Below are 22911 nucleotides of genomic sequence, written 5' to 3'. Positions count from 1 at the left end.
ACTACAGACCTCCCTCGTACAGAAGAAAAGTACGCGGTCCAATGACGGCAAGATATTGCAGCTTTTCCTGCAAACTCAGCTGAGTTCTGCGGGTAATATTGTAAAGATTGGGTTCCAGGGGAGCTCCGCCTCGCGGCACGTAAGCGACGACCTGAACGTTTTCCCAGGCGCGCATTGTCTTGATTCGCTCTATGTGTTCCTCGAGGTAGCCGACGCTATCGATGAGATTCAGTCTGAGCGCCTCGCTGGCATCCAGCACCCGACCATCGGCAATTGGCAATAGTTGCTCTCGAGTTAGTTTGGCTGAACGAGACTCAAGGACCACCGCCAGAAATCGTTCATAGGTGCGCTGTACCTGAGCGTCCAGTAGCGCCCTTTGTTCAGGACGAATCTCAGAAAACGGCGAAAGCATGTCCTTGTTTCCGCCACTGGCGATGGCCCGATACTCGACGCCCAATTTACCCAGCAGCCCTACAAAGCCAAAACTGCGAATGATAACGCCAATGCTGCCTACGTCCGCAAGCGGATCGGCGTTCAGGCCATCAGCTGCCATAGCAATGTAGTATCCGCCGGATGCGCCAAGATTCGTAATGTGGGCGTAGACAGGGATCTTGCGCTCCTCTTTGAATTGCTTAAGAATAGAGTAGTATAAGTCGGACGCCGCCGCCGACCCGCCCGGCGAGTTGACCGACAGCAAAATAGCGTCAATATCATCATCCTGTGCGGCCCGCGTTAATATCCGACGAAGTTGGCCCGGACTGACAGCGGCTCCATAGCGAAATGAATCGCCTTCATCGATGACGCCGGTTGCATTGATCAGCAGAATCTTCCCGCTCCCGCCTCGGCTCATGGCGCCGCTCAGGCACCGACCCTGGTCTTCTCGGCTCGGATAGATTTGCACTTCATCCAGCGGCGCCTGGTCGGAGGAGATAGCACCCGGTGCAATGGAGACGTCGTTGCCAATAATGCAATTGGCGAGTAGTAGACACCCAAAAATGGTGGGGATCAGGACACGGGGCATGAAGTTCCTCATCGTTAGACTGAACATGGAAGAGGGCGGCGGCCATCCGGTACGTCAATCCTATCGCAGGTTCGCTCGTACGCTGTCCGGTATTCTGTTTTTTTGCAGCGCATTACTGACTGTGCAATGCGCCAGCGACATCGCGACCTCGCCGGAGGCGACAACTCGGGAGGCGGTGGAATCGCCGCTGCCCGCGGCTCGCTACTTTTCAGCGCGCGAGCAGAACGTATCGGAATTTCAGCTACTGTTTGCCGGCGACATGCATTTTGAGTGGGGGGTGCGCGAGCAACAACGTTCCGGCTTGCTGACGCCGATTGAGCATGTTCGACGCTTGTTTGATTCGGCGGCTCTACGAATCGCTAACCTGGAAACAGCAATGAGCGATCGGGGATCGCCGCCGCCGGGCAAACCGTACATCTTCAACGCTTCGCCGGAGGGATTGCGCGTACTCCAGGCGCTGCGGCTGGATGCAGCCATTCTCGCCAACAATCATAGCATGGACCTTGGGCCCGAGGGACTGCGATCGACGCTGGAAACGCTGCGTAGCGGCGGAATCGCGGCCGTTGGCGCCGGCGAGAATCTGCAGGAAGCGCAGGCGCCACTGATGCTTCATAGCCATGGCATGCAATTTGCGCTCTTCGCGCTGACGCTCATCGAGGAAGAGAACGCGGCGGCCAATTCGGGCCGACCGGGGGTTGCAATCTACACGCCTGCCGTCCTTTCGAAAATTGCTGCGGTCAATCGCCAGGCGGATATAACAATAGTCAGTTTGCACTGGGGAACGGAGTACTACCAGAGGCCCGGTCCTGACCAGGTTGCTCTTGCTCGTTCTCTGATCAATGCCGGCGCCGATCTGGTCATCGGCCATCATCCGCACACTCCACAAGGAGCAGAACTCTATCGCAACGGATTGATCGTCTACTCGATAGGAAACTTTTTGTTTGGCAGTTCCAATGAGGACCAAACTCACAATATCCTGTTACGCCTGACCTTTTCTCCTTCAGAAAAGCGGGCTGTGGCCGCGCAGTTTGTTCCAATCTGGGGCAGATTCAGCGCTCAAAACCCGCGCCCCGCCCCGCTCGACGCCGCCGAAGCAAGGGCGTTTGCCCATGATTTTTACTGGCAGGTCTTTGACATTTCGCCAGAGACAGCCAGCCGGCTGGAGCCCGAAATAGGCGGAGCCATACAACTCAGGATTCCGGGTCCAGAAACCGCAGCTCATTGACGGACTGAGCGATAGTCACTGTGGCATTGCTGGCGGCGGCCGGTAGGGCGATCGGACTACGGAATCGCGAGCCGCCGGCCGATTGGCAAGCTGCTGTTCCAGTTCGCGCGCCTTCAACAGCAGGGCGGCCCGGCGTTCGCCGCTTGTGTAGCGCATGATATAGACCGTCGGATTTGCATCGGACAGAATTGCGGCACGAAGCAGCATTTCGAAATCGCCCTCCGTTGCTTCTTTCAACTGTACCAATCGCTCGAGTCGGCGAAGCGCAATTTGCGACTCGCCAAAGTGCAGATGGACTCTAGCCGTTTCGCGCAAGGCATGGGGATCCCGGGTGCTTTGCAGCTGGCGCGCTGCGGCAATCGCATCTTCCTGTTGCTCGGCCCTTTCGGCCGCCAGCAAAAGATCAAGATAGAAACCATCGCTGCGCATGCCAAAATGCTCCGCGCGTTTCAACGATTGCAATGCGGCGAGGGCCTCGCCCATGTTAAGCAGGAGCAAACCTCGCAGGTAGAGCGCTTCGGCGAAATTGCTGCGCGCTGCAATTGCGCGGTCTGCCGCGGTCAGCGCCTCGGAACTTCTGCCAAGAGTGTGCAGGGCATTGGCCAGATTGTAAAGGTAGTTTGCATTGTAAGGACTTTGCTCTACCGCCGCCCGGAAGGCTATCGTCGCTTCCTCGTAGCGCTGCGCGTCCATCAGCAGCAAGCCGATCAAGCTGTTTGCCCGCGACATGCGCGGCGATTTTGCTGCCGCCCTCTGGGCAAGAATCAGCGCTTCTGCCCTTCGTCCGCGATCATATTGTTGCAAGGCTGTAAAGTAGTCAGCCTCCGCCGAGTCCGGCGCCAGTTCTTGCAGGCGGCGAAGCAAGGGCGGCGCCCTGCCGGGATAACCGTACTTGTATGCGGCCACAAGCTCGGCGACTACCTGCCGGATATCGACGCGCAGTCGGGCCCGGCGCAATTCATCCAGATCAAAAAAATCGGATACGCCGGGCGTCGTCGTCGGCAGCGACGTTGTGGTCCGACTCGGTCGAGCTGGCTTCAACTGCTCAGATGGCGCCTCGCGCCTTTCCGTCCCATCAATCTGATTGGCCGCGGCGCCAATGGTTTCCGCGCCCAGCGCCGAGGCGTCGCCTACAATGCTCACCCCCGAAAGCAGAATGCAAATCGTTGCAAACTCAAGCGGAACGGCCAGCGAAACTGCGCAGCTCGGCCATCGTCTCTGCCGGATAGGGCGCCTGATCACAAATACGCAAATAGGCGCCATGCGAGCCGGCGTCGATCACTTCTCCGGGCATGTCTACGCCCGCCAATCGGCCAGTGCGGGCGCTATCCTGCCAGCATGCACCCAGCTCCGCCTGGACTCCGCAGACCAATGGCGAGAGGGCTGAGAGCAGAACTGCGGCACATCCAAGGTAGTAGCGGTCGCCATCCGTTTCAAAACGAACACGATCCCCTTTTCCAAGAGCCAATCCCGTCTCTTTACTCTCCGGTCGGCGTCGACCCAGTAAGAGTCGGGCATCGTCCTGCTCTGGCCTCAGCAGCAGGTCGGCGGAGGCGGCGCGGGGAAATAGATCATACGGAAAGATCACATCCGGGTTGATCAGCAGGACTTGCAGGTCATGCCGTAAGACGCTCTCCATGGCATTGCGCAGGCCGCCGGCGGTGCCCAGAATTTGCGCTTCGTGTGTGAATTGCAGTTCCAGAGCTGAAAAATCTCGCAGTTCGCGTTCGATCATTTCTCCGCGATAGTGCAGATTGATTACGGCGCGCTTGCACCCGGCGCGCTGGAGAGCGAAGAGCGCATAGTAGATTAGAGGGATTCCGCTAACGGGCAGTAAAGGCTTGGGTCTTGCCGCCGTGAGCGGTCCCATGCGCAGTCCAAAGCCTGCTGCCAGAACAAATCCGGTTTTCATGTTGCGGATCTGGCAGATGCCAGTTCACGCAGCGGCTCAAGGAAACGGCGTCGCACCTCGCGCGCGAAAAGATAAACTGAATCCGGAAATCTCCCTTCCTGGACAATCTCTTCAATTCGATCCAGCGCCGGCGCGATGCTCTCGGCGTACCGCGAATTTCCAGATACGCTCTGGTGCAGGTAGGTTCCAAGCGCCTTTAGCATTCGTTGCAGGGCTACGGCAAGATAGATCGGTTTTTGTGCGGCGGAATACTGCGCACTATCCAGGTAACGATGCAAGGCGCGGCCTCGCTCTTCCCTGTCGAGCGGCGCATAGGGGTCGTAGAGCAAACTGGCCAGATCGTAAAATGGCGATCCCTTTCGCGCATCCTGGAAATCAATCAACGTATAGTGCAATTTTCCGCCGGCGTTCCGAACCATAATATTGCGACTGTGAAAGTCGCGATGCGCAAGCGTCTGCGGGGTCAGCTTTCCGAGATAGCGACACAACTCGCGACCGAATTGCGACAATTCAAAGAGCTGGAGGTAAGGCGTCGACAGGGCATTGGCCGCAGAACGAACCGCATCAAACAAAAATTCCAGCTCGGAGTAGAGCTTCTCCAGATCGAAACTGCGATCTTCTATCTCCTCCGGGATAGGTAGTCGCTGCAATTTGGCCAGAATATCAACTGCATGATCAATTAACTTGCGTTTATTCTCGGTTTCGCCAGCTGCATGAGCGCGTTGCAGGTAGTAGTTCAAATCATACTCGCCGGCATCGGAAAGGAGCAGCGCCCCTTGCACTCGCTCCACACCATAGATATGCGGGACCGGAAGTTCTTGCTTTTCCAGATGGGTGCAGAGCGCGACAAAGCGATCCTGGTCGCGGTACGGCGTCGGGAGACCTACGCAGAGCATCAGACTGGCGGGCTCTGCTGGTGCGGCAAATCGCAAACGTACGTAGCGGCGAGCCGAGGCCTCAGCCGGCAGCTCTTGCGCCTCAAACGACTCTGGAAAGCCGCAGGCTGCGACAAAGGCTCGCAGTTCACGATTCAGGTTCATCGATCAACCGCGTAAATCCTGGACCATGGCGCCCAACCGGTCTATTCCTTTGCGCAGACTGTCTTCGTCAAGAGCATAAGAAATTCGCAATGCCGCATCATCTCCAAAGGCAATGCCTGGTACGGCGGCGACATCGTAATGATCCAGCAGGTGGTTGCAAAATACGCGCGAAAGCGATGGTCCGCCCTTCTCCCGCGCGAGGGCCTGGAAGCGAGGCAGTTTGTAGATCTCCGCGAGGTTCGGAAATACGTAGAAGGCGCCCTGAGGAACCGGCGTGCGCACGCCATCGATAGCCTGCAGCATACGGACAACCAGATCGCGGCGCTTCTGGAATGCAATACGCATTGTCTCCACGCAGTCCTGGGATTCGGTGAAGGCTGCGATGGCCGCGGCCTGTGTTATAGAGCAAGGATTGGAAGTACTCTGCCCCTGCAGCTTCTCCATGTTCTTGATGATATGCTCCGGGCCGGCCGCCGAACCAAGGCGCCATCCTGTCATAGCGTATGCCTTGCTGACGCCATTGACAACGACAGTGCGATCGCGCAGTTCCGGAGCAAGATTGAGCACGTTCACGAACTCAAAGCCTTCATACACGATATGCTCGTATATGTCGTCGCTCATGACTAGCGTCTGTGGATTGTCAATAAGCACCTGGACAATTGCCTGCAGTTGCGCCCTTGAATAGGCGGCGCCAGTGGGATTGTTGGGCGAGTTAAGAACAACGAGGCGCGTTCTGGGCGTGATCGCAGCCCGCAATTGGTCGGCATGAATCAGATAATTGCTTTCTAGCGGGGCATGCACAAATACGGGCTTCGCCTCTGCCAGCCTGGCAATGTCGGCGTAGCTCACCCAGTAAGGCGCCGGAATGACTACTTCATCGCCCGGATTCAGCGTGGCCATAAACAGGTTATAGATTACCTGCTTACCGCCGTTGGATGCCATGACTTCGGCGGGGCTGTAGTCCAGATGATTGTCTCGACGCATCTTTTCAATGATGGCTTTCTTCATAGCCGGGCTTCCGCCTTCGGCTGTGTACTTCGTCTGTCCTTGGGCAAGCGCTCGTCGGGCTGCTTCCTTGATGTGTTCGGGCGTGTCGAAGTCAGGCTCGCCGGCGCCAAAGCCGACAATATCCTTTCCGGCGGCCTTCAATTCTTTGGCGCGCGCGCTGAGGGCCAGAGTTGGCGAGGGTTCGATAACCTCGAGTCGATGGGCGGAGAATTGCATGGGACCGGACACCCCGCAAAGTAGTGGAAGCCAGAATTGGCGGGTCAGGTTGGACGGATAGTGAATTTTGGCTGAAGCATCGAATTGCATCGCTTTGCCTTTAGTAAATTTGTGACAGCGATGCACATCGCATTGTACAAACCCGAGATCCCGCCCAACACCGGTAATATTGGTCGCCTGTGCCACTGTACTGGCAGCCGTTTGCACATCATTGATCGCCCCGCCTTTTCGCTGGATGAGGCGGCTGTGCGTCGCGCTGGCCTGGACTACTGGGAGCAATTGCCGTTGATGTTGCACGCCGATTGGCAGTCATTTTTGCAGTGGAAGGAAGGGGAGGCAAAACCCGGGCGCATTGCGGCCTTTTCGCGATTCGCCAGCCAGGTATATTCTGATTTCGAATATCACGAGGCGGATATCTTGCTCTTCGGCCAGGAAAGCTCGGGGCTGCCAGCGGAAATAGTCGAAGCGCTTGGCCGGCGTCAGGATGCGAGTCTGTTACGTATTCCTGTTTCTGCCAATTGTCGTTCGTTGAACCTCGCCAACGCCGCGTCGCTGGCGCTTTACGAAGCTCTTCGCCAGCAGAACTTTCAAGGCCTGGACCTCAGCCTGCAAGATCGCACCTGAGCGACGCAAATCCGCTAGCCAGTCAAATCGGTGACGACGCGATTGCGGCCGGATGCCTTGGCTCGATAGAGCAAGCGATCGGCGCGTTCCAATCCTTCGCGCAGCGACGCTCCGGCATTGGTTGCTACGCCGAAGGACACCGTAAACGCCAGGGTCCCGCTATCGGTATCAATGGCGCTCCCGGCAATCTCTCGGCGGAGGGATTCGAAGAAACGAGCCGCGCTTTCCGGCAGCGTATCCGGAAGCAGGATGACAAACTCTTCGCCGCCAATTCGGGCGACCACGTCCTTGCCTTTTGTATTCGCACTGAGAATGCGGCCGAGATGCTTCAAGGCGCGGTCGCCCACAAGATGGCCAAAGCGATCGTTGATAGATTTAAAGTGATCGATGTCGGCCATAGCAAGCGCAAACGGCATGCCGCGACTGAGGCAGTCCGCGTAGACGGCAGTCGCGCGCTCATTCAGATAATGTCGATTGCCCAGCCCGGTAAGGAAGTCCTGCTCCGCTTCGGAGCGCAATTGTTCAAGCAAATCAAGCGTATCGAGGTGCAGATTGATTCGACAGAGCAGCTCTTCCGGCGTAAACGGCCGCGCCAGTACGTCATTGGCGCCGGAGCGTAGAAAACGGGCGCTGGCTCGCTTCAATTCAAAATCAGTGAGGGCAATGATAGCCAGCGAATCGCGCTTCCTGCGCCGCCGAATTCGCGTCGTCAGGTCAAGGCCGCGATCGCCGCCAATGCCATAGTCAATGAGCGCCAAACGTAGATCTGGTCGCGATTCAATATACTGAAGCGCTTCCTCTGGCGATTCACACTGCAAAACCTTCAGCTTTTGATCGCGCAAAATATCGGCGATTGCCTCGCGATTGCTCTGCAGCGGATCGGCAACCAGCGCTGCAACCTGTGGATTGTAGCGCAATCGTCGCACGACATTCAGCGCATAGCTGATATCCGCGGACGACTCCTTGAGGACGTAATCGGCAACACGGCGCTCCCAGATCCGGCTGCGAATTTCCTCGCTCCACTCCCCGGTGAGAACGACAATCGGAATATCCTTGCTTCGCAATAGATCGACGGCGGCGCCCGGCGGAGCATCAGGGAGATTCAGGTCGCAGATGGCGGCGAAATAGCGATGCTCCGACGTCGCCAGCATCGTTTGCAGGGCGGCCACGGAAGGAGCAATTTGCGCCTGCAGTCCGAGCTGCCGTTCGCAACGCTCGGCCAGCAGGGCGGCAATTGATTCGCTATCCTCAACAATGAGGATGTGGTCCAAATGCGGTCTCCCGCGAGACAGGCCTCAGCCCTTGAGGAACTTCATCATCGAGCGCAGCCTGCCGCCGACCTCTTCGATCTGATGTTGTTTCCCGTTCTCTCGCATCCGGGTAAAGTTTGGGTACCCTTGTTTGGCTTCGTCCAGCCATTCCCGGGCAAATTTCATGCCTTTATCCTTTTGAATTTCGGCCAGCACCTGCTTCATGTTCTCTTTAACATGAGCGTCAACGACGCGCGGACCCCGGGTGTAATCCCCGTATTCAGCGGTATCGGAGATGGAAAAGCGCATCCGCGCCATGCCGCCTTCATAGAGGAGGTCAGTAATCAGCTTCACCTCGTGCAAACACTCGAAGTAGGCGATGTCTGGATCATAGCCGGCTTCGACCAATGTTTCAAAACCGCTGCGGATCAGAGAAGTCAGTCCGCCGCAGAGCACAGCCTGCTCTCCAAAAAGGTCGGTTTCCGTTTCATCGCGAAAGGTCGTTTCCAGAATTCCTGCGCGGCCGCCGCCAACTCCTGCTGCGTGAGCCAGGGCTCGCTGGCGCGCCTTGCCCGTGGCGTCCTGATGTACGGCAATCAGACATGGTACGCCGCCGCCTTCACGGTAGACTCGACGAACCAGATGGCCCGGACCTTTGGGTGCGACCATGTACACATCGACATTGGACGGCGGCTTGATTATTTCATAGTGAATGTTGAAGCCATGGGAAAATACCAGCGCCTTGCCCTCGCTCAGATGCGGCGCAATCGAATCCTGGTAGATTTGACCTTGTACCTGGTCAGGGGCCAGTAGTTGAATTATGTCTGCTTTGGCGGAGGCGGCTGCCGGTTCGAGAACTTCGAAGCCGTCTTCTTTCGCTTTGGCCAGAGATTTGGAATCAGATTTGAGACCGATGATGACCTTGTAGCCGTGGTCGCGCATATTCTGCGCCTGGGCATGGCCCTGGCTGCCGTAGCCAAGCACCGCTATGGTTTTTCCGTTCAGTAGAGAAAGGTCGCAGTCGCTATCGTAGAGAACTTTTGCCATGATCGGTCACACGCCGGCGCCAGCCTCCGGCGCCAACCAAAAGCCTGCTGCCAACGCGCCCGCTGCGGCGTCGATCAGACCTGTGGCTTGAGCGTTAGTATGCGGCAATCAAGATCGTTTCGATCTCATTGCGGTCGAGTTCGCGCGGCGTGTTCTTGATCAGCGGCATGGTATAGGCCAGCTCCGCAATATCCGGCAGGTCGGCCTTCTCGATGTCGAATTCGGAGAGCCGCTGGGGCACCTTCAATTCCAGGTAAATCTTACGTACGCCTTCGACGGCCTTAATCGCCGCCTCAATTACGGTGATGTCGCGGATGTCCTCATCGAGCGCGCGAGCGATCTGCACGTACTTGCCCGCGGAGGTCGTCAAATTGTACTCCATTATGTGCGGGAGCAAGATCGCCATTGCCATTTGAAAGTCGAGTCCGGTCAGACTGGCCGCGGCGCCCGCAATGCTGTAGCAGAGTCCAAGCATACTGTTCGAATGCGCCATGCCAGCCAGAGCGCTGGCCATACAAACGTTTGCACGCGCCGAGGCGTTGCCCGGTTCATTCATTAACGGAACCAGATTGCGGGTGATCAACTCGATGGAACGCAACGCAATGGAATTTGTAAATTCGTTGGAGCGCTTGGAGAGAATTGCTTCGATGGCGGAACTCAGCACAGCAATGCCGCCCCTGGCCATTTCGTTTGGCGGCAAAGCAGTAGAAATATTCGGATCAATAAAGGTCAGTGCGGGGAAGAGTCGGTAGTCGTAGGCATGGACAGCACGCCGGTTGCCTGCATTGTAGATCATGAAGGACGGGGAAGTTTCCTCGCCCATCGATGGCCCTACCGGCGCAGTTACGACCGGCCGGGGCGGCTTGCGCAAGGGCAGCATCGATTGCTCCAGATCGGCGGCAAATATCTCGTTACTTGCCAGCGTCGCTATGGCGCGCGCCGCGTAGAAGGTCTTTCGCGAGCCATATGCCAGGATTACATCTGCCTTACATTGCTTGGCAAAATAGGCGGCTGTGTCGAGCTCCTCCGGTCCTGGCGAATCCAGGATATCATCATAGATGATCGCCCCGGTCGTGTGCTTCTCCAGGCTCGTCTTGATTACGGCCAGCTCGTCGGGATTGGCCAGCTCCGAACGGATGGCCAGCACCAGCACTCGCGAACCGATGTCGCGAATCAGATTGCCAAGCTTGTGGGTAGCGTCGCGCTCGAAAAAGACGCGCGCCGGAAACTGATAGTGGACCCATTCAAACATGCTCAGGATGCCGGCCAGCTTTGCGGCCCGCCTGAATTTCAATATCGGCAACTCGGCCCAAGTTCCGGCGTCCTTGACAGCAGCCCGGCCTCGGCCATAAGGCGCTATGCGACCCGGCAAGAAGCCTGTGAAGCGGCAAGCAGACGGGTCTGGAAGGCGCGGTCCGACCGGCCGGCCTCGGCAAAAGGCAGCTGCGTCGCAAATCGATGAGCAACAGCTAAGCGCCGAGCTGCAGCGAGCCGGGATCGAGCTGCCTGAAACGGCCGGCGGGCGGCTCTGGAAATTTCACCAGATGCTGCGAGCCAGTAATCCGGAGCTCAATCTGACCCGGATTCATAATTTCGAGAATATCGTTCGCAAACACTATGTAGATTCGTTGATTGTAATCCAGCTGATACACGAAGCCGGCCTGGCCTGGCCGTCGTTGATGCTGGACCTTGGCACCGGGCCGGGTTTTCCAGGAATCCCGCTGGCCATTGCCTTGCCGGACCATCGTTTCATTCTGGCCGATGGTCGGAAGCAACGGACCGATTTCGTTGAGCGCGTGGTGGAATCCTTACAACTACAGAATGTCATTGTTCACACCGGACGGATTTCGGAACGCAGCGAGCTGCGAACAAAGGCTTTGATTACGCGCGCCGTGGAAAGCGTTGAGCGCACGCTGTTGCGCGCCGCGAGCATTCTGGAGGATGGCGGATTGGCCATCTTTATGAAGGGTCCGGCGGGGGAGGAGGAGGCGGCGAATCTGGGAGCCAGGTTTCCTTTTCGCCAGCTGCTGCAAAGACGCTATACGCTTCCGAATTCCGAAGATCGACGCGTGCTTCTGGTGTACGAGAAACTGCCAAGCAGGGAGGAAGACAGATTGGGGAGTCCATTGCTGATTCACTCTCGCGACAATGCCCGCTTCAAGCGTTACATCTCATTGTGGTCCGGGCGCTACGTCAAACAGGAGCGACTGAGCCTGCTCTGCGGCGAACGTTTCATTGCCGAGATAGTGCGGCATCAATCCGATCGAGTCGTCGCTTTTCTGCTGCGCGAACACGATACTGCGGCCCTGCAGCAGGCTAGCGCCTGGCAAGAGAGCTGTAGCAATGGGCCCGCTCTCGAGGTCTTCAGTCGCGAATTGTTCGATGAACTGAATCAAATCGGGGCGCCCGGCATGCTGGCGCTTGTGAAGGCGCCGGCTTTGCCAGCAGTCCCGCAGGAGTCGCCGGACGGCTGCACGCTATTCTTACCGCTTGGCGATCCCGAAAATCTTGGCGCTGCACTGCGCAGCGCCGGAGCCCTGGGCGCCAGTCGTATTGTGCTCCTGCAAGAGGCGGCCAATCCATATCATCCGCGCAGCCTGCGTTCCTCAGCTGGCCTGGCGCTACAGCTTACAATGTACGCCGGCCCTCCTTTGCGGGGCCTGCCGGATTGGTGTCGCAATGCAAAGCTGCCCCTTTATGCCCTCGATGCCACAGGCGAAGACTTGCGGCAGGTCAATGCGCCAAAATCATTCGGCCTGGTGGTTGGAAACGAGGGGCAGGGACTTCCTGTCGGTTTCCAGGCCGAAAAGCTGCGCATTCAGATGAGTCCGAGCGTCGAATCGCTCAATGCCGCCGCCGCCGTAGCCGTGGCGCTGTATTCGTTATGCGCATCGGCGAGTGCCCGTGCTTGAGGCTCGCTGCGTATTGAACCGCTGTGTACTGGCGCCGTCAATGGCGCAGAATAAATTCTTCGCCGCCGCCCGGATCGCTCAAGCGAACGAACAGTCGGCGACGAGCATCGATCCCCAGCAAGGTTTGATAGACGTCGGTTAGCACTGCTCTGCCGCTGTAGTAGCCATGGCCGAGGCCGCCGAGGCCCAGCGCTGGCGAGTCCACCTCGTTTACGTTGATGACGTCGATGCCCTCGATCCGTTTACACAGTCCAATGCGATAGTTGCCATTGGTTTGTCGCGAAGCGATCAAAGCGTTATCGCCCGGCGAGCAATACAATGTGATTCGACGTGCGCTTTGCCGGAGCGGAATGGATTGCAATGCAAACTCATCAGCAGCATAGTCGGGAGCATTGAAGATCGCTTCACGGAGAAACGAATCGCCAATCCTTTGTCTGGCTTCAAGCAGGCCAGGAATTACGACCTGATGTCCCATGGAATGCACCAGCAGGTGAATGCGCTTGTTGCTGCGATGGATCAGCTCAATAAACTCGCTGAAGCGATGAACGGACTGCGCCGCCGCTTGACGATTTTGTGCGTAGGTTTGATTGATCAACAGATCGGACAGAGGAGCGTCGCTGGCGCCCGCCGGCCAGGAAAAGACGGCAACCGCCCCTTGAAATTTGAGATCATAAGCAATTTGCGCGGCTCGCAGGACGGCTTCCTCAAAGCGGACGTTAAAGCCATGAACAAAGACCAGTACTTCTTCGCCTGGTTCAGCGGCCAGCGCCGCCGCAAGTTGGGTCCCATCCGCTGCGCTGTAGCGGCCAATCTTGAAGAAGGAGTCGTTGCTGGCGTTGCGCGAGTCCGCCTGCGGCAGCTCACCCACCGCGCGACGTTTGGGACTGTTGACTTCGCAGAGGCCCAATTGCAAAGACTCGCCGGTTTCGGTAGTGAAGGATCGGTTCAGGCAATCGGGGCGACCATGGACTGCTCGGTTTGTGCCAAAGAAGACTCGTTGCTGTTCGGTCGAGGCAAAATCGCGAATGATTCGATCATTCAATAATCGCCCGGCATCTGGACTGAATAACTGACAGGCCCCCAGCGCGTGGAGGAGAAGGAATGCCTGGATCCGATGCTTCATCGGTCCACTGAAGCAGCGAATTATGTCCCGACAACCTCAATTGCGCCGCTTTTTTTCGGCTGTTGCTCACTGAGCCTGTCCAGAATTTCGATAATAGACGCAGAGGTTTGTACTCATGCATTTTCTCGCTTTGAGAAGCCCTGTCCAACGCGCCGCATTGTTCGTGATTTTGCTGGTCGCCGGACTTGGAACCGGCGCGGCGCTCCTGTCGCAAAATATTCAGTCCGGCCAGCCCGCCCCGACCTCTGCACCAGACAGCGGCGCGGGGCAGCAAGCCGGCGTCGTCTTGCTGGAACAGTTCAATCCGCTGGCTGTCACCAGTCCGAATTTTGTTGTGACCGGCGTGAACTTTGATCGGCGCTTTGCCGGAAACGGTTGGGGCGAGTTTCTTGACGTCGTTTTCGATTTGCGCAGCAATATTGCTCAAGATCTCGACCTATTTGTCTTTGTGGCCGCATTCTATGAGACGGATGCCGTCGATATGCGCCAGCGTCAGTGGATTCCCTACCCATCGTGGCGGCCCCGCGACTTTGACCGCGAGACCTTTCTGGTTCGCCATATCGCAATTTCGCCAGCTGATATACCTGATGACAAGATCTGGACGGATCAGGATCCGGAATTTCAGCGCCAGCAATTGATTCTCAACAGAATGCGCAATTCAGTCGCGGGAGTAATTCCAATTGAGGACTTTCATCCCCCGTTTTGGAAGTACGAACACTATATGATGCAGCATCCAACGGAGGGATTGCGAATTACCTTGAGCGGCGAAAATAGTCCGCCTACGGATCGCAGTATCTTAACCAACTACATTCCCCCTACTCAGGAGGAACGGGCCAATCGCGTTCATAAGACGCTGATTCAGCACAAGTATACCGTGGAGTTTTCGCGACGCTCTGCGATTTTCAGGTCGCATCATTTTTCGCGTTTTCGTCCCAACTATGCCTTTTTCAATCGCGCTGCCATCTTGGTTTTTGATGCAAAAAAGGCGGAGCAAGCCGGACAGCAGGGCGGGAGCGCTGCCGGCGAGTCAGCGTTGCTCTATAAGCGGGTATTTGGCTTCCACCAGCCATTGCGGAACAATTAACCGGCGAAGCGCCTGGATTGACGGTCTGCACTCGGTCCGATAGCAGACAGCGGCGCAAGAGGCGGGATGCTGGCCAGCTTACGCTGCAGCCGGGCAATCGCTTCGCCCAGCGGCAGTTCCGGATCGGTTGCCATTGCTTCCTCCGATAGGCGGCGGCGCGGTCTTGTCTGCGCCTCGTACTGGGCTTCTTGAAGATCAAGCTCCGCATGGATCGATTGAACCAGCGCCTGAGCAAAGGCCAGGGTTTGCTCTCTGCCGCGAATCCGCGCCATCACTTCCAGTCGACCATCGCCTGTGATCCGGAGGAATCCCGCCCAAGGACCGGATAGCTGTCGCCAGCAACGGCCGGGAGGTCGTGGCGCCGCGCTGCCATCGATCTGAGATTGCTTCATTGGACGATCCTAGCAGGCCATTGTGACATAATTGTCAACAGGCGGGCGGCCGGGAAATTCGGTTGCTCTTCGGGATTCCGGTCAATTCCTGGAATTGTGCCCGCCATCCCGCTCTTACGCTCCGGCCGCGAATTGGAACGAATTCTGGCTGGCGAACGGGTGGTCCTTGAGTATCCGCCCGTGGCGGACAAGCAGATTCAGTTTATTGCTGGGTTTGTATTTCGACTGCTCGCCCACTTCAACGTCGGTTTTCTCAGCGAGCTAACGCTGGTATGTTTGAGGGAAATTTTTGCAAACTGCTCCAAGGCAAACGCCAAGCGCATCTACTTTGATGAAAAGGGGCTAAAGCTTGGCGACGCAGTCGAATACCAGAGAGGAATGCGCCACTTTTCTGCGGATGTCCTATCGGAATGGGACAGCTACCAGCATCGCCGGCTGCAGTCGAACTACTACATTCGATTTTCGGTTGTGGCAAATGCGAGCGAGATCCTGTTCCAGGTGGAGAACAACGTGCAGATTCTCCCGGTTGAGTGGGATCGAATCAAGTCGCGCATCCAAAGCTATCTGAAGTATCGGGACATCAATAAGGCTTTTTCCGAGCTCCGCGACGAATCGGAGGGCGCAGGCCTTGGGATCTTCCTGATTCTGTCCTTGCTGGAAAACGCAGGCATACAAGCCGAGAACTATCGCCTGCAATCCAAGGACGGCGTTACCATCAATGAACTTCGCATTCCGTTGCCATTACGCAGCAAGGGTTTCGAGCAAGATTTCTACAATCGAATCGAGAAGGAGATCGAGTCGCTCCCAGCCTATCCGGAACATGTGAGCCGCATCATGCAGCTTTGTGATTCAGATGGGGCTTCCATGCAGGTAATTGCCGGCGAGATATCCAGGGATCCGTCGCTCACCGCTGAAGTGCTTCGACTGGTGCATTCCGCAGGCTATATTCGCTACAACCGCAACCCCGGTATCGCAGAGGCGGTCAAGGTTCTGGGAATCAACGTCATTCGCAATATCCTGCTTGTGACCGGGGCGCGCAACGTACTGGAACGACAATACCGCATCAAGGATCTGGAGCAAATTTGGGAGGAATCCAATCGCATTTCCTGGATTGCAAGACGGGTCAGTCGCGGCAAACAGCAGGCTCAAGATATGGCCGCTGTGGCCGGTCTGCTCAGCCAGCTGGGGCGGATCGTACTGGTTGCGCTGCGCCCGGAAGTATGGAAAACGATTACTCGAGCTGTGAACTCGGGACGGATTCGAAATCCAAGCGTTCTGGAGGAAAGTTTGCTTGGCATCAGTCATGCGGAAATCGGCGCCTTTATGGGCGAGAAATGGCAATTTCCGGAACAAATTGTTTCCTGTATCCGCTATCAGTTTCGGCCGCTTGCCGCGCCGCAGGAGGAGGTCGAATGGGTTTGGCCAGTGTACGCCGGCGTCGCCTTGAATGCGGCTATCCTCGGGCAGGCGGACTATTACTCGCTGGAAGCTGAAGCTCTGGATCTATTGAATATCTCCAACGAAGAGCAGTTTAAGAAGCTTACTGCGGATCTGGAACAGGGATTTCGGAGTAAGTCCTAATGTCCGGGGCTCTGCTTGAGCTGCACGACTTGAGCTTCCAGCGGGGCGAGACGGCGATCCTGAGTAAGATCAATTGGTCGTTGCACAGCGGCGAGCACTGGACGTTTCTGGGACCCAATGGCGCCGGCAAGTCGACGATGGCCGCGCTGATTCTGGGCTACGAATGGCCTACTTCCGGGCTTGTTGAACGTCGTGGTCGGTCGCCAGAGTCGGCGCCCGTACATATTCAAAGACAAGGGATCGGCTGGTTTCAACCGTCGCAGATGGATCGCCATGCGATCTACCACCCCGACGCGACTGTCCTTGAGATCATTCTGACCGGCGCTGATGCTACGCTTGCTCCCTACCGCGACTACAGCGCCGAGGAGCAAGCAAGGGCCAGCGAGCTTTTTCGCAGCGCTTTTGGCCAAAACAGACTCTTCGATGGCCAGCGCCTGTTTGCACTGCTATCGACCGGAGAGCGTCGCAAGACGCTGCTGTTGCGAGCCTTGATGGCCGTTCCCTGGTTGCTGCTGCTGGACGAACCCTATGAGTCGCTCGATTTGCCATCGCGCTACGAATTGGAAATGCTTCTGTCGCGCCACGCTGCAGACAGATTCCAGGTCATCAATATCGTCCATCGCGTGGACGAAATCCCAGCCTTTTGCACGCATGTATTGATGCTCAAGGCCGGCCGGGTTTATGCTCAAGGCCCGATTGACCAGGTCCTGAACTCGGAAACATTGAGCGAGCTCTACGGATTGCCCTTGCAGCTGCATCGAAATGGCCGGCGCTTTGCTACGACCTGGCGCGAATCGTCATGAATTCTGCAGCCTCCAGGGATCTGGCCGATGAGCAGCGGCAATTGCTGGGCTTGAATTGCAGCGAGTCTGTCGAGGATCGCGGCGAACACAGCTCAGATCTTCACATCGCGCAAGACGCCAGTGGGCGGTGGCTGGCGACTGCGGGCGGACGGCGACTGCACAGCGCTCACGATCCGCAACAGGAAGCGCGCCGGCAACTAGATCGAGCGCTGCAGGGGCGGACAGACGGCCTGCTGGTCGTATTTGGCGGCGGATTGGGCTACATTCTGGAGCAAGCAGCGGAAATGTCGTCGCTGAGTGTAATTTGGTTCGAGCCAATCTCAGAACTTCGCGATCATGTTCTTTCGGTGCTTGATCTGCGTCAGGCAATTGCCAGCAAACGCTTGCAGTGTTTGCAGCGCTGGCCAGACGACGCGGGGCTCGGTAGTTTGTTCGAGTCCACTCCGAGTTCGCGCATCTGCTACCTCATCAACCGAAATCTGGCGCAAGCTGATAGTCGATACCAGCGAGCGCTTCAGCATCTGGAAAGATATTTGAATCGACGCGACGTAAATCAGGCCACGCTTGCACGGTTTGACAGGTTGTGGATGCGAAACCTTTGTGCAAACCTACCTATTCTCGCCTACGCCCGTCCGGTCGGTCGACTGTATGGCAAATTCGAAGGCGTCTGTTGCATCGTGGCCGGCGCAGGACCGAGCCTGCGCGATGATGCTGCCCGAGTTCTTAGTATTCCTGGCGCTAGAGATCGTTCAGTCCTGATAGCCGCAGACACAGCTCTACAGCCGCTCTTGAACGCCGGGCTTCAGCCTGACTTTGTCGTCTGCGTTGATCCGCAACCAATCAACCGATTCTACCTGGAACGCATTCCGGATGAGGTACATTTCATTGTCGATCCCTCCTGCGCGGCGGCCGCACTGCGCCGTTTGCCTGCAGATCGACTTTGGTTTTTTGAGACGCCATTTGCACTTGCTCGGCGGTTTTCCGGATATTGCCGGGAAACAGTGGGCGAAGTTGCCTTTGGAGGTTCCGTTTCTACGAATGCCTACGATCTGGCCGTACGGCTGGGTGCAAATCGAGTTGTACTGATCGGTCAGGATTTTGCTTTCAGCGGCGGCCTGGCTCACTCGCGGGGGTCGACTCTCGAAGAGCGGCTACGATACACGGAGCATCGACTTGCGAGGCGCGAGTTACACAATTTCCGCCAGCTCTATGCACTGCCCGTTCGCTGGTTGCCAGGATCGGCAGGGAACGGCCTGCACAGCAACGACAAGTTGCTAATCTTCTATCATTGGTTTCAGCGACGTATCGCCGTCGATATTGCCGCTGGCATTCGCGTTAGCAACCTGACCTCGCACGGCGCGAAGCTGGAAGGAGTTCCCGGCTCGACGATTGAACTGGAAGGCGGGCGGGAGGTCGACCGAACTTTCTTAGGGGAGAGGTTCGTTCCGCTTCAACTGGATCGGGAAGGGTGGATTGCTGATCTTAAGAATGTTTCGACTGAGCTGGATCGATTGCGTGGGATTGCGATGCAGGCAAAAGCGTTGGCCGAATTCGAATCGCGGCGGTCTACTGCAATTGGCTTGAATCAGTTGGAGCAGTATGATAGTGAACTCCGTTCGCACAAAGCGGGCATGGAGCTTGCGAGCGGGGTAATGCAGCGCGCAATCTTTCAAGCTGGCGTTGGCCAGCAAGGCAGGGAGGAGGCGGAAGTATTGGCGCGATCCGGCGAATTCTATCGTTCGCTGGAAGCCAGCGCTGCCTTTGCTCGCCGTTACTTATCTCTGTGCTTGAAGCTTTGTTCAGCCACTCCTGATTTCATGGCGCCTGACAGATAGCCAGGCCAGACGCGTCATTGCGAGCAATGTAGATCCGATTCTGGTATCGGAGAATACCCGAAGCGCGTCGCGTGTATTCCGGATCGCCGAAGGCGGTCGACAACGGGACGCCGTCGCCGTCCAGATAGTAACCGAGGCCGTTGGCGTTTGTTCGAATCAGTTGGCCGGGTTCGCTGCTGCGCAAGGCAATTGCAGCTGCCTGGCCGGGCAGAGTTGCAACAGAAATAGGCGGCGCCGGAAGATACTGCAGATCAAGGCTCTCCACATCGCCGGCTTCGGAAAGTACATATAGTTTCCTGCCGTTGAGCGTCATCGAAATGGGCGCTGAGATATTCAGCGGTATGCTCCGTACCGTCGCCCCATAAAAGAGAAGCAGAGGAGAGCCGCCGAAGATCGATCGGTCGCGTTGCAAGACAATAAATTGGTCTTTGGCAATTGCAATGATCTCGCGAGGGCGATCTAGCATACGTGATCGAATGCGATCAATAAATTGCAGGCGATTGCCCTGTATTCGATACAGTTCTACTGCAAAAAGATCAGATAGCGCCTGATTCAGGACGTAGAGCCAGCCGTCGCGCGCTCGCAGCTCAATGATTGCAATGCCTGCGGGATGGAACGGCCAATCGTCGCGATTTTCGATCTGCAATGGCTCGGTATCGGGAGATTCGGTGTTAAGCGGGACGCTGAGCAGCATTCCACGATGCAACAGCTGTCCGCCGGGGTCGCGATCGAGCGTATTTTGAACGCTGAGTAGCAGTCTGGGAAGGCCGCCGCTGCTACGATCAATGATCAGATCCTGGAGGTGTGAAATCCCCGGCACATAGTGACAACGCTGAAGATTAGCTACCGGTAGCTGACTGCAGTCCAGAAAAAATGCGAGAAGGCCGACGCAAAAAAGATAGAAGGCGCAGAGCCGCGGCCGCGCCTGACGGAAGCCGAAAGCCTTCATTCGCCGCGGTAGATTTCATCGCGCTGCGAGCCTCTGGCTGGAGAAGTCTCTTTCTCGGCGAGGCGTCGCGTCAGTCGACGTTGATCGATGAAAATCCAGCCTTGAAAGGCGACAATCAGCGCGAACATGCAGGCAAAAGCGAGAGCCAGTCGATCCACACGTTTTTGAGCAATCTCCGTCGCCCGCATTGACTCGAGGTGCTCCATTGCGAGGTAAAATCGATCAAGGTCTGGATTACTGCGGCGGACATGCAGACGCAATGCTGAGATCAGATCGTTGATTTCTTCGGGAGTCAATCGTCCGACTTGCTCGCGGGCTTGTTCGTCAGGCAAGTTCAAGAAGCTTTCCGCATCGAGAGGAGCGGCAGATAGAACTCCGGGCGCGCCTGCGCAAAGCAGCAAAAGACCGGCAATGATCGTCGTCCGGTTTGTTAGCGTTCTGAGTATGGTCATGAGTTTGTGTTTTCCAGTTCGTTCAACCATCGTGTGGCGCGCGCAATTCGTTCGTGACGGACGGCGGCGCGGAGCAGCGCCAGGAAGACGAAATGGTAGGCGCCTACTGCAAGCCAGAAAGTCTGAGCAATTTTCCTGGACATGGTTCCGATCACAGGCGTCGGATGCAGGTCCGGAGTTACAACCCGTATGGCGAACCAGGTGAGTAGGGCGGCGAGCGCTGCAAGGATGGATGCAGCCGCGCCATAGGTTGCTGTTCGCGCCGGATTTTCGCTGAGTCCGCGGGCCATGAAATAGCCGCCGAGCGTCAGAACCAGAATAGCAAAGGACATCAAACGCGGATCCTGAAAGGACCAGAAGGTTCCCCATTCGACAGAGCCCCAGATTCCGCCGGTCAAAACAACGGCCAGAGAGAAAACAAATGCAATGCGTGCACAGGCCAGAGACCAGATATCGTAACGCTCCAATCTCGTGAGCAGATACAGTATGCCGGCAAGCGCCGAAAGGCACGGTGCATAAAGCGCCACCCACGCCACAGGAACATGTACAAAAAGGATGCGACTGGCCTGTCCCTGGCTGGCAAGCGTTGGCGGATAAGTGAGGCTGACGAAGCTGATGACGGCGGCCCCCGCTGCCAGCGCGACCAGCGCCCAATCGAGAGCGGCGGCGCCTTTGCGACGCCAGATTGGGCGAGCTGATGTGTTGCGCTGGTGAATGTCGACTTTCATTCCTCTGAACCAAGGGCCGTGAAAAGCAGAATGCCAAGGGCAGCATACAGGGCGCCTGAGGCCAGTAAAGCAATGATTGTTTGCGGCGCCGGCCACTGACCGCCGCTGCTTTGTTTCAAGGCGCTGGCGCTGAGCAAGAAGATTGGAATAGCGGCCGGCAGAGTCAGGGCGGGCGTAACAAGTTCACGGGCCGAGGAACCGCGACCAATGTAGACTCCAAGTGTCGCCAGCGGCGCGAGGGCCAGACTGCAGGTGCAAAATATGACAGTGTTTTGCGTCGCGACGGATGGAATTCCAACCAGCAACCAGCCATAAAGCGGTTCAAGCAGCAGAGCCAGTACACTGAGCTGCAGCCAGGCGAGGACGCATTTCGCAAGAAAGAAAGCGGCAGCGTCGGCAGGGGCCATGAGTTGAATCTGCAGGGCGCCGGCTTCGGTTTCGGCGTGAATGCGGCGGCTGGCTGCCAATGTCGCTGAAACATAGAGTGCGGCCAGCATCAACGCAGCGCGATTAGCAGCATCGGCAACGCTGGCGTCGTTCAGAGAAGCCCGAAACAGAAAGGCCAGACTTGCCGTAAACAATAGGGGGCCGAACAGACCGCCCGGGCGTCGGCTTTCGACGCTGATTTCAAGCTGCAATGAGCGCCAGAAGGTCCTCCAGAATCCGGGTGCTGCAACCACGGGGTCAAAAATGGCAAGGCGTGAGAATCGGCAACGTCCTTTCGCTACTCAGTGCGATTGACTTTCCAGGCGGAGAGCCAATTCCGTGTTCATGGATCCTGCGAATCTTGCATCGCGCTGGCGTCAGCTGCAAATCATACATGTCGCGCTCTGTGTTGCCCTGGCAGGAGCGGCTCTCCTGCACTATTATTTACGCTCCGGAGACGCTGGAGCTGCGCAAGGATTGGAAGTCGCGGGGCGCTTTGGCGGGCCGGGCGCTGTGCTATTCGCATTGATCGTTGCCTGGACTTTGCCTCAACTTGTATTGCGCCGGCGCGAAGCCTTTGCCGGCGCTGTAGATACGGGGGCCAACTTAGGCCAGATATTGCCGCAGTATCAGTCCGCCAAAATCATTCAATGGGCGGCTGTGGAAGGCGCCGGAATGCTGTCTTCCGCGCTTTATTTTTTGAGCGGCGAGGTATCCAGCCTCGCTGCGGTTGCCATTGCCCTTGGCGCGCTGGCCTTGCGGCGGCCCACTGTTTCCGAGTTCGCAAAAATGTTTGGAATTGCAGAGCAAATGGTAGAGAGGGCTTTCCAGAGCTAGGAGCATCTCTATCCGCCAAACTGGGACTCAATCAGTAGTAGGTCGGCGCCGCTCTCGGTATTCAAAGTAAGTTCGCTATATCCGGATAGAGCCAGGGCGTCGCGGCGACCAAGCCGTTCCTGCTCCAGCATCAAGTCGCCTTCCAGACACATCAGGTAAGCATGTGATGCATTTCGATTCAAAGTAGCAGCAAGTTGGCAGCCGGAGCTGATTCGGCTGAGCGACACCCAGGCATTCTGGTTGATCCACAAAGAATCTTCGCGGTCCGGGGCAACAAGACAGCGCCATTGATTGTCGATATCCGCTGGCTGAAAAGCTAGCTGTTGGTAGCGCGGATCGATGTCGCGAATTCGGGGCAGAATCCAGATCTGCAAGAAGTTGAGATCTTCCGTTGCAGAATGATTGAATTCAGAGTGAAGAATGCCGGCGCCAGCGGACATGATTTG

The 22911-nt window shown here is 57.0% G+C and carries 23 protein-coding genes; 8 read left to right on the top strand and 15 right to left on the bottom strand.

All coding sequences use genetic code 11. The features are described from left to right. Position 1 precedes the first annotated feature (1 nt). The gene (gene sppA, locus K1X75_11315; GenBank protein MBX7058645.1) at positions 2 to 1021 is read right to left on the bottom strand and encodes a signal peptide peptidase SppA; all 1020 of its coding nucleotides are present in this window, start codon (positions 1019 to 1021) and stop codon (positions 2 to 4) included. Between sppA and K1X75_11310 the strand changes: the two genes are divergently transcribed. Further along, positions 1020 to 2246 (top strand): CapA family protein, encoded by a 1227-nt coding sequence (locus tag K1X75_11310; protein MBX7058644.1) that lies wholly within the window; start codon positions 1020 to 1022, stop codon positions 2244 to 2246. The two genes, sppA and K1X75_11310, sit on opposite strands and share 2 nt — an antisense overlap. Positions 2247 to 2261: 15 nt before the next feature. Here the strand turns inward: K1X75_11310 and K1X75_11305 are convergent, their stop codons facing one another. From K1X75_11305 to K1X75_11290, 4 genes are read right to left on the bottom strand one after another with little or no spacing between them, the layout of a single operon-like run. Then, a complete protein-coding gene (locus K1X75_11305; protein ID MBX7058643.1) occupies positions 2262 to 3389 on the bottom strand; it encodes a tetratricopeptide repeat protein in 1128 nt (375 codons plus the stop codon). Positions 3390 to 3420: 31 nt separating this feature from the next. After that, a complete protein-coding gene (locus K1X75_11300; protein MBX7058642.1) occupies positions 3421 to 4158 on the bottom strand; it encodes an NTP transferase domain-containing protein in 738 nt (245 codons plus the stop codon). After that, positions 4155 to 5198, bottom strand: a complete 1044-nt coding sequence (locus K1X75_11295) for a phosphotransferase (protein ID MBX7058641.1) — start codon at positions 5196 to 5198, stop codon at positions 4155 to 4157. The genes K1X75_11300 and K1X75_11295 overlap by 4 nt, the downstream gene beginning before the upstream one ends. A 3-nt stretch (positions 5199 to 5201) precedes the next feature. Beyond that, positions 5202 to 6422, bottom strand: coding sequence for a pyridoxal phosphate-dependent aminotransferase (locus K1X75_11290; protein MBX7058640.1), 1221 nt, complete (start codon positions 6420 to 6422; stop codon positions 5202 to 5204). 120 nt (positions 6423 to 6542) lie between these two features. Between K1X75_11290 and K1X75_11285 the strand changes: the two genes are divergently transcribed. Beyond that, positions 6543 to 7046, top strand: coding sequence for a tRNA (cytidine(34)-2'-O)-methyltransferase (locus K1X75_11285; GenBank protein ID MBX7058639.1), 504 nt, complete (start codon positions 6543 to 6545; stop codon positions 7044 to 7046). Between the two features lie 14 nt (positions 7047 to 7060). Here the strand turns inward: K1X75_11285 and K1X75_11280 are convergent, their stop codons facing one another. From K1X75_11280 to K1X75_11270, 3 genes are all read right to left on the bottom strand, one after another. Continuing rightward, the gene (locus K1X75_11280) at positions 7061 to 8317 is read right to left on the bottom strand and encodes a diguanylate cyclase (protein ID MBX7058638.1); all 1257 of its coding nucleotides are present in this window, start codon (positions 8315 to 8317) and stop codon (positions 7061 to 7063) included. A 24-nt stretch (positions 8318 to 8341) separates the two neighbouring features. Beyond that, entirely contained in the window at positions 8342 to 9343 is a 1002-nt protein-coding gene (gene ilvC / locus K1X75_11275; GenBank protein ID MBX7058637.1) for a ketol-acid reductoisomerase, read from the bottom strand. A 94-nt stretch (positions 9344 to 9437) separates the two neighbouring features. After that, positions 9438 to 10604: an iron-containing alcohol dehydrogenase gene (locus K1X75_11270; protein ID MBX7058636.1), complete on the bottom strand. Its 1167-nt coding sequence runs from the start codon at positions 10602 to 10604 to the stop codon at positions 9438 to 9440. Between the two features lie 283 nt (positions 10605 to 10887). On the opposite strand from K1X75_11270, the gene rsmG reads away from it, so the two are divergent. Next, the gene (gene rsmG / locus K1X75_11265) at positions 10888 to 12255 is read left to right on the top strand and encodes a 16S rRNA (guanine(527)-N(7))-methyltransferase RsmG (protein ID MBX7058635.1); all 1368 of its coding nucleotides are present in this window, start codon (positions 10888 to 10890) and stop codon (positions 12253 to 12255) included. A 37-nt stretch (positions 12256 to 12292) separates the two neighbouring features. Here the strand turns inward: rsmG and K1X75_11260 are convergent, their stop codons facing one another. Beyond that, positions 12293 to 13378 carry an alpha/beta hydrolase gene (locus K1X75_11260; protein MBX7058634.1) on the bottom strand — a complete coding sequence of 362 codons (1086 nt, stop codon included), beginning with the start codon at positions 13376 to 13378 and terminating at the stop codon, positions 12293 to 12295. 115 nt (positions 13379 to 13493) lie between these two features. On the opposite strand from K1X75_11260, the gene K1X75_11255 reads away from it, so the two are divergent. Beyond that, a complete protein-coding gene (locus K1X75_11255) occupies positions 13494 to 14462 on the top strand; it encodes a hypothetical protein (protein MBX7058633.1) in 969 nt (322 codons plus the stop codon). Here the strand turns inward: K1X75_11255 and K1X75_11250 are convergent. Then, on the bottom strand, positions 14459 to 14854 hold the full coding sequence (locus tag K1X75_11250) for a hypothetical protein (protein ID MBX7058632.1): 396 nt from the start codon (positions 14852 to 14854) through the stop codon (positions 14459 to 14461). The two genes, K1X75_11255 and K1X75_11250, sit on opposite strands and share 4 nt — an antisense overlap. A gap of 96 nt (positions 14855 to 14950) precedes the next feature. Here K1X75_11250 and K1X75_11245 point away from each other — a divergent pair, with 96 nt between their 5' ends. From K1X75_11245 to K1X75_11235, 3 genes are read left to right on the top strand one after another with little or no spacing between them, the layout of a single operon-like run. Continuing rightward, on the top strand, positions 14951 to 16435 hold the full coding sequence (locus K1X75_11245; protein ID MBX7058631.1) for an HDOD domain-containing protein: 1485 nt from the start codon (positions 14951 to 14953) through the stop codon (positions 16433 to 16435). Beyond that, positions 16435 to 17238: an ATP-binding cassette domain-containing protein gene (locus K1X75_11240; GenBank protein ID MBX7058630.1), complete on the top strand. Its 804-nt coding sequence runs from the start codon at positions 16435 to 16437 to the stop codon at positions 17236 to 17238. The genes K1X75_11245 and K1X75_11240 overlap by 1 nt, the downstream gene beginning before the upstream one ends. Beyond that, positions 17235 to 19073: a DUF115 domain-containing protein gene (locus K1X75_11235; protein ID MBX7058629.1), complete on the top strand. Its 1839-nt coding sequence runs from the start codon at positions 17235 to 17237 to the stop codon at positions 19071 to 19073. The genes K1X75_11240 and K1X75_11235 overlap by 4 nt, the downstream gene beginning before the upstream one ends. Here K1X75_11235 and K1X75_11230 read toward each other — a convergent pair. The 4 genes from K1X75_11230 to K1X75_11215 are packed head-to-tail and all read right to left on the bottom strand — an operon-like array spanning position 19054 to position 21882. After that, entirely contained in the window at positions 19054 to 20022 is a 969-nt protein-coding gene (locus K1X75_11230; protein MBX7058628.1) for a hypothetical protein, read from the bottom strand. The two genes, K1X75_11235 and K1X75_11230, sit on opposite strands and share 20 nt — an antisense overlap. Continuing rightward, positions 20019 to 20474, bottom strand: a complete 456-nt coding sequence (locus K1X75_11225) for a hypothetical protein (GenBank protein ID MBX7058627.1) — start codon at positions 20472 to 20474, stop codon at positions 20019 to 20021. The genes K1X75_11230 and K1X75_11225 overlap by 4 nt, the downstream gene beginning before the upstream one ends. Beyond that, positions 20471 to 21202, bottom strand: a complete 732-nt coding sequence (ccsA, locus tag K1X75_11220) for a cytochrome c biogenesis protein CcsA (protein ID MBX7058626.1) — start codon at positions 21200 to 21202, stop codon at positions 20471 to 20473. Before ccsA ends, K1X75_11225 begins: the two co-directional genes overlap by 4 nt. After that, positions 21199 to 21882, bottom strand: coding sequence for a heme exporter protein CcmB (locus tag K1X75_11215; protein MBX7058625.1), 684 nt, complete (start codon positions 21880 to 21882; stop codon positions 21199 to 21201). The genes ccsA and K1X75_11215 overlap by 4 nt, the downstream gene beginning before the upstream one ends. A 91-nt stretch (positions 21883 to 21973) precedes the next feature. On the opposite strand from K1X75_11215, the gene K1X75_11210 reads away from it, so the two are divergent. After that, positions 21974 to 22465, top strand: coding sequence for a hypothetical protein (locus tag K1X75_11210; protein MBX7058624.1), 492 nt, complete (start codon positions 21974 to 21976; stop codon positions 22463 to 22465). 8 nt (positions 22466 to 22473) lie between these two features. Here the strand turns inward: K1X75_11210 and K1X75_11205 are convergent. Continuing rightward, positions 22474 to 22911, bottom strand: a 438-nt coding sequence (locus K1X75_11205; GenBank protein ID MBX7058623.1) for a pirin family protein, incomplete at its 5' end; no start/stop codon positions are given.

Source organism: Leptospirales bacterium (assembly GCA_019694655.1).
Taxonomy (GTDB): domain Bacteria; phylum Spirochaetota; class Leptospiria; order Leptospirales; family Leptonemataceae; genus SSF53.
Note: the sequence above shows the minus strand (reverse complement) of the source record. Positions and strands in the feature narration are given on the sequence as shown.

Coding starts and splice junctions, on each gene's coding strand:
- K1X75_11295 (MBX7058641.1), bottom strand. CDS start 5,198: ATGAACCTGAATCGTGAACTGCGAGCCTTTGTCGCAGCCTGCGGCTTT.
- rsmG (MBX7058635.1), top strand. CDS start 10,888: ATGCTGCGAGCCAGTAATCCGGAGCTCAATCTGACCCGGATTCATAAT.
- K1X75_11300 (MBX7058642.1), bottom strand. CDS start 4,158: ATGAAAACCGGATTTGTTCTGGCAGCAGGCTTTGGACTGCGCATGGGA.
- K1X75_11285 (MBX7058639.1), top strand. CDS start 6,543: ATGCACATCGCATTGTACAAACCCGAGATCCCGCCCAACACCGGTAAT.
- K1X75_11250 (MBX7058632.1), bottom strand. CDS start 14,854: ATGAAGCAATCTCAGATCGATGGCAGCGCGGCGCCACGACCTCCCGGC.
- sppA (MBX7058645.1), bottom strand. CDS start 1,021: ATGCCCCGTGTCCTGATCCCCACCATTTTTGGGTGTCTACTACTCGCC.
- K1X75_11310 (MBX7058644.1), top strand. CDS start 1,020: ATGAAGTTCCTCATCGTTAGACTGAACATGGAAGAGGGCGGCGGCCAT.
- ilvC (MBX7058637.1), bottom strand. CDS start 9,343: ATGGCAAAAGTTCTCTACGATAGCGACTGCGACCTTTCTCTACTGAAC.
- K1X75_11255 (MBX7058633.1), top strand. CDS start 13,494: ATGCATTTTCTCGCTTTGAGAAGCCCTGTCCAACGCGCCGCATTGTTC.
- K1X75_11290 (MBX7058640.1), bottom strand. CDS start 6,422: ATGCAATTCTCCGCCCATCGACTCGAGGTTATCGAACCCTCGCCAACT.
- ccsA (MBX7058626.1), bottom strand. CDS start 21,202: ATGAAAGTCGACATTCACCAGCGCAACACATCAGCTCGCCCAATCTGG.
- K1X75_11210 (MBX7058624.1), top strand. CDS start 21,974: ATGGATCCTGCGAATCTTGCATCGCGCTGGCGTCAGCTGCAAATCATA.
- K1X75_11230 (MBX7058628.1), bottom strand. CDS start 20,022: ATGAAGGCTTTCGGCTTCCGTCAGGCGCGGCCGCGGCTCTGCGCCTTC.
- K1X75_11225 (MBX7058627.1), bottom strand. CDS start 20,474: ATGACCATACTCAGAACGCTAACAAACCGGACGACGATCATTGCCGGT.
- K1X75_11260 (MBX7058634.1), bottom strand. CDS start 13,378: ATGAAGCATCGGATCCAGGCATTCCTTCTCCTCCACGCGCTGGGGGCC.
- K1X75_11240 (MBX7058630.1), top strand. CDS start 16,435: ATGTCCGGGGCTCTGCTTGAGCTGCACGACTTGAGCTTCCAGCGGGGC.
- K1X75_11235 (MBX7058629.1), top strand. CDS start 17,235: ATGAATTCTGCAGCCTCCAGGGATCTGGCCGATGAGCAGCGGCAATTG.